Origin of the sequence: Leucobacter sp. M11 (assembly GCF_035726885.1) — a bacterium.
GTDB lineage: Bacteria > Actinomycetota > Actinomycetes > Actinomycetales > Microbacteriaceae > JAPFRB01.
This window is the reverse complement of record NZ_JAPFRB010000004.1, coordinates 95,377-100,896: the sequence shown is the minus strand read 5'-3', so window position 1 is coordinate 100,896 and position 5,520 is coordinate 95,377. Positions and strand designations below refer to the sequence as shown.

The 5,520-nt window shown below is 67.9% G+C and carries 5 protein-coding genes; 2 read left to right on the top strand and 3 right to left on the bottom strand.

Annotated elements, in window-relative coordinates:
* Nucleotides 1–1,969 (bottom strand): preprotein translocase subunit SecA (secA, locus tag OOT08_RS12450; RefSeq protein WP_325093060.1); only part of this gene is annotated, 1,969 nt, incomplete at its 3' end.
* A 270-nt stretch (nucleotides 1,970–2,239) separates the two neighbouring features.
* Here secA and OOT08_RS12445 point away from each other — a divergent pair.
* Together OOT08_RS12445 and OOT08_RS12440 are read left to right on the top strand one after the other, a co-directional pair.
* Nucleotides 2,240–2,716: a Fur family transcriptional regulator gene (locus OOT08_RS12445; RefSeq protein ID WP_325093059.1), complete on the top strand. Its 477-nt coding sequence runs from the start codon at nucleotides 2,240–2,242 to the stop codon at nucleotides 2,714–2,716.
* An 81-nt stretch (nucleotides 2,717–2,797) separates the two neighbouring features.
* Nucleotides 2,798–4,243, top strand: coding sequence for a catalase (locus OOT08_RS12440; RefSeq protein ID WP_325093058.1), 1,446 nt, complete (start codon nucleotides 2,798–2,800; stop codon nucleotides 4,241–4,243).
* A gap of 74 nt (nucleotides 4,244–4,317) precedes the next feature.
* On the opposite strand, the gene hpf is transcribed toward OOT08_RS12440, so the two are convergent.
* Nucleotides 4,318–4,974, bottom strand: coding sequence for a ribosome hibernation-promoting factor, HPF/YfiA family (gene hpf / locus OOT08_RS12435; RefSeq protein WP_325093057.1), 657 nt, complete (start codon nucleotides 4,972–4,974; stop codon nucleotides 4,318–4,320).
* Between the two features lie 136 nt (nucleotides 4,975–5,110).
* On the bottom strand, nucleotides 5,111–5,520 hold a 410-nt coding region (locus tag OOT08_RS12430), incomplete at its 5' end, for a ComF family protein (protein WP_442916243.1).

Here is a 5,520-nt window from a genome sequence, read left to right as displayed (position 1 = left end):
AGATCGCGAGGCGCTGGCGGTTCAGCACGTCGTCGTACTTCAGGACGTTCTTGCGGATCTCGGCGTTGCGGGACTCGACCTGGCCCTGCGCGGACTGGATCGCCCGGCTCACCACCTTGGACTCGATGGCCATCTCGTCGGGCACGCCGCCGCGGTTCATCAGGGCCGTCGCCGCGCCCGCGTTGAACAGGCGCATGAGGTCGTCCGTGAGCGACAGGTAAAAGCGGCTCTCGCCCGGGTCGCCCTGACGGCCAGAACGACCGCGGAGCTGGTTGTCGATACGGCGGGACTCGTGGCGCTCGGTGCCGAGCACGTAGAGGCCGCCGGCCTCGATCACGCCCGCGGCTTCCTCGGCCACCTTCGCCTTGACGGCCTCGAAGACGCCGTCCCAGGCCGCCTCGTACTCGTCCGGGGTCTCGGTCGTGCTGAGGCCCTTCGCGGCCATCTCGGTCACGGCGAGGAACTCGGCGTTTCCGCCGAGCATGATGTCGGTGCCTCGTCCGGCCATGTTCGTGGCGACCGTGACGGAGCCGAGCCGGCCGGCCTGCGCGATGATCGCGGCCTCGCGGGCGTGGTTCTTCGCGTTCAGCACCTCGTGGCGGACGCCGCGCTTGGCGAGCATCCGGGAGAGGTACTCGCTCTTCTCGACGCTCGTCGTGCCGACGAGGACCGGCTGCTTCTTCTCGTGGCGCTCGACGATGTCGTCGACGACCATCTTGAACTTGACCTCTTCGTTCCGGTAGACGAGGTCGGGCTGGTCGATGCGGCTCATCGGCTTGTTCGTGGGGATGGCCACGACGCCGAGCTTGTAGGTCGACATGAACTCGGCCGCTTCGGTCTCGGCGGTACCGGTCATGCCGGACATCTTCTCGTAGAGCCGGAAGTAGTTCTGCAGGGTCACGGTGGCGAGCATCTGGTTCTCAGCCTTGACCTGCACGCCCTCCTTGGCCTCGATCGCCTGGTGCATGCCCTCGTTGTAGCGGCGGCCGGCCAGGATACGACCCGTGTGCTCGTCAACGATGAGCACCTCGCCGTTCATCACGACGTAGTCCTTGTCGCGGGTGAAGAGCGCGCGGGCCTTCATCGCGTTGTTCAGGAAGGAAATCAGGGGCGTGTTCACGGACTCGTAGAGGTTCGTGATGCCAAGGTAGTCCTCGACCTTTTCGATGCCGGGCTCGAGGATGCCGACCGTGCGCTTCTTCTCGTCGATCTCGAAGTCCTCGCCGGGCACGAGCTTCTTCGCGAGCTGCGCGAAGTCGGCGAACCAGCGGTTGGCCTCGCCAGAGGCGGGGCCGGAGATGATGAGCGGGGTCCGCGCCTCGTCGATCAGGATCGAGTCGACCTCATCGATGATGACGAAGAAGTGGTCCCGCTGGACGCGCTCGGTGGCGGTCGAGGCCATGTTGTCGCGCAGGTAGTCGAAGCCGAACTCGTTGTTCGTGCCGTAGGTGATGTCCGCGTTGTACTGCTCGCGGCGCACCTGCGGGCTCTGCCCGGACACGATGCACCCCGTGGTCATGCCGAGGGCGCGGAAGACGCGGCCCATGAGCTCGGACTGGTAGCTCGCCAGGTAGTCGTTCACGGTGATGACGTGGACGCCCTTGCCGGCGATCGCGTTCAGGTAGGCGGGGAGGGTCGCGACGAGCGTCTTACCCTCACCGGTCTTCATCTCGGAGATGTTGCCGTGGTGCAGGTTCGCGCCACCCATGACCTGCACGTCGAAGTGCCGGAGCCCCAGCGTGCGCTTGGCGGCCTCGCGGACCGCGGCAAAGGCCTCGGGGAGCAGGGCATCGAGGGTCTCGCCCTCGGCGTAGCGTGCGCGGAACTCAGCCGTCTCCTCGCGCAGTTCCTCGTCAGTGAGCTCGGCGAAGGTGTCTTCCAGCTGGTTCACCTGCTTGGCCTGCTGCTGCAGACGCTTGAGCGTCCGGCCCTCGCCGACGCGGAGGACCTTTTCGAGAACTGATGCCACTGAATTTCTCCCAATGGTGTGCGCCTACTGGCCCGCCGCGGGACGCGGCAAAGCGTTACGCGGCGTTGCCTAATCGTAACCAAAGCACAGCTTAGCAAGCCGGGCGCGGGTCTCCCTGAAAAATTTTGCCCTTCCCCCCGGAAATACAGCGAACGTACACCCCGGGAATTCGACGCCGGGCACGATCCCCGGCCCGGCTTCGGCCAGATCCGCCTCGCCCGAGACCCGGAGTTCTTTTGAATCACTCAAAACAACTGCTAAACTGGGGGTGTGCAGACGGATCAGCAGGCAGGCCAGGAAGCGCCGGGGAACTCCCCCGGCGACGCCCACCTGAGCGCCCGCTTGCGCGCCGCAGGCCTGAAGGCAACCGCGCCCAGAATCGCGGTCCTCGACCTGCTCCAGCGCGGGGGCCATCCCGACGCCGAGGGGGTCTACGCCGCCGTGCGCGAGCGGCTCGGCAGCAGTTCCTTGCAGGCCGTTTACGGCGTACTCGCCGCGCTCTGCGAGGCCGGCCTCGCGAAAAAGATCGAACCGGCTGGCTCCACCGCCCGCTTCGAGGCCCGCACGGGCGACAACCACCACCACCTGATCTGCTCCGATTGCGGGCGGATCGAGGACGTGGACTGCGCCGTCGGCGAGGCGCCCTGCATGAGCCCGGTCACCGACCACGGCTTTTCCGTGCACACCGCCGAGGTCACCTACTGGGGCATCTGCCCCGATTGCCAGGCCGCGCGCACCACCGGGTAGCGATCGCCGCATCAGCTCCCTCGTCGGGTACGCCCGACCCCACAAGCCCCCATCCATCCACCACGATAGAGAAGAGAAGCAATGTCAAAGCCCACGACAACGCAGACCGGTATCCCCGTCAACAGCGATGAGTTCTCGCAGACGACCGGCCCCGACGGCTCGTCCGTTCTGCACGACCGCTACCTCGTCGAGAAGCTCGCGCAGTTCAACCGCGAGCGCGTCCCCGAGCGCAACCCGCACGCCAAGGGTGGCGGCGCCTTCGGTACCTTCACGGTGACCGAGGACGTGTCCCAGTACACCAAGGCCGCCGTGTTCCAGAAGGGTGCCCAGAGCGAGATGCTCGCGCGCTTCTCCTCGGTCGCCGGTGAGCAGGGCTCCCCCGACACCTGGCGCGACGTGCGCGGCTTCGCGCTCAAGTTCTACACGACCGAGGGCAACTTCGACATCGTCGGCAACAACACCCCGGTGTTCTTCATCCGCGACGGCATCAAGTTCCCCGACTTCATCCACTCGCAGAAGCGCCTCGGCGCGGCCGCGCTGCGCGACCCCGACATGCAGTGGGACTTCTGGACCCTCTCCCCCGAGTCGGCGCACCAGGTGACCTACCTCATGGGCGACCGCGGTCTGCCGCAGTCGTGGCGCACCATGAACGGCTACGGCTCGCACACGTACCAGTGGTACAACGAGGCCGGCGAGCGGTTCTGGGTCCAGTACCACTTCCACGCCCGCCAGGGCGACCTGCACCTGACGAACGCCGAGGCCGAGGCCATCGCGGGCGCCGACGCGGACTTCTACCGTCGCGACCTCTACGAGGCCATCGAGCGCGAGGAGTTCCCGACCTGGGACGTCTCCGTGCAGATCATGACCTACGAGCAGGGCAAGACCTACCGGTACAACCCCTTCGACATCACGAAGGTCTGGCCGCACGCCGACTTCCCGCTCATCAAGGTCGGCGAGTTCACGCTGAACCGCAACCCGCAGAACTTCTTCGCGGACATCGAGCAGGCCGCGTTCTCCCCCGCGAACATGGTGCCCGGCACCGACATCAGCCCCGACAAGATGCTGATGGCTCGCGTGTTCTCCTACCCGGACGCGCAGCGCTACCGCATCGGCACGAACTACAACCAGCTGCCGGTGAACCAGCCGAAGGCCGCCGAGGTCAACACGTACTCGCACGAGGGCAACATGCGCTTCAACGCTGCCCCCGCCGGCTACCCGACCTACGCCCCGAACTCCTTCGGCGGCGCGCACGCCAACCCCGAGGTTGGCACCGAGGGCGGCTGGGAGACCGACGGCTCGCTGACCCGCTCGGCGTACACGCTGCGCGCGGACGACGACGACTTCGGCCAGGCTGGCACGCTCTACCGTGACGTCTACGACGACGCGGCCAAGGCGCGCTTCCACGAGACCCTGACGGGTCAGGCGAAGGCCATCACGGTCGACGAGATCCGCGAGCGCTTCTTCCAGTACTGGACGAACGTCGACGCGAACCTCGGTGCGATCCTCCGCGCCGCCTACGCCGCGTAAGCAGTCGAACCGCGTTCCACACGCGAAACGCCCCCGCCCGGGACACCGGGCGGGGGCGTTTTTCGTGCGGTGGCTTAGCGTGCGGCGGACGCCGCGGCGACCGGGGCCTCGTCCTGCAGGCTGATCACGCCGTAGTCCCAACCCTTGCGGCGGTAGACCACGCTGGGCTTGCCGCTGGAGGTCTCGACGAAGAGGAAGAAGTCGTGACCGACGAGCTCCATCTGGTCGACCGCTTCCTCGACGCTCAGGCGCGAGGGCGGGAACTCCTTGCTTCGGATGACCACGGGGCTGTAGTCCGGCTCCTCCGCGGCCGGGGCGGGCACGTTCCCGTTGGCCACGCCCTCCAGCACCTCGGGGGATGCCGGGGTCACATCGATGCCGCCGAAGTCGCCTCCCGTTGCTTCGCCGATCGAGGTCCGGCCGCGGCCGCGGCGGTCCTTCTTCCGGTCGTTGGCCCGGCGAATCCGTTCGAGCAGTCGCCCGTAGGCGATGTCGAAGGCAGCGAACTTGTCGGGGCCGTCCGACTCGGCGCGGACGACGGGGCCCGGTCCGATGAGCGTGAGCTCGACCCGATCACCGTTCTGGGGACTGCGATCACTCCGCCGCGAGACCTGGACCTCAAACGCGATGGTCTTGGGCGCGAGACCGACCACTTTGTCGGTTTTGGAGAGTACGTATTCCTCGAACTTTTCGGTGATTCCGACGTTCCTGCCGCGGATAGTCGCTTCCATGGTGTCCTCCCACTCTTCAGGCGTCCCGCCCAAGGAATGATGGGCGGTATTCTCGCCGTTGCTCTCACCGTAGTGCCCCCGAGGGGCGAAGCGCTACCGCTTCACGGGGAAGAGCCGGGGAGGAGCCAGGGAAGGCTCAGGAAGCCGGGTCGGCACGGGCAACGACCGCGGCGCAGACCACCGCGAGTTCCGCCCGCGCCCCCGCCGCCCTGAGCGCTCGCCGCGCCCCGTCGAGGCTCGCTCCCGTCGTGGCCAGGTCGTCAACGAGCCACACCCGCCGCCCGGCCAGGGCGGCCCGGCTCCCCGCTCGCACCTCGGTGCGGCGGGCGTTCGCCAGGCGCTCGGCCCGCCCCAGCCCGACCTGATCGGCGCGGCCCGCCCCGGTGCGCAACGCCCGCAGGAGCCTGAGGTCCGGCGGCTCGCTCCGGGGCGGGGGCCCCGAGGGGTCGCTGGCGGCGCGGACGGCGAGCCGCGCCAGGATCTCGACGTGGCGATAGCCCCGCTCCCGCTCGCTCGCCGGGCGGGAGGGCACGGCGACGAGGGCGA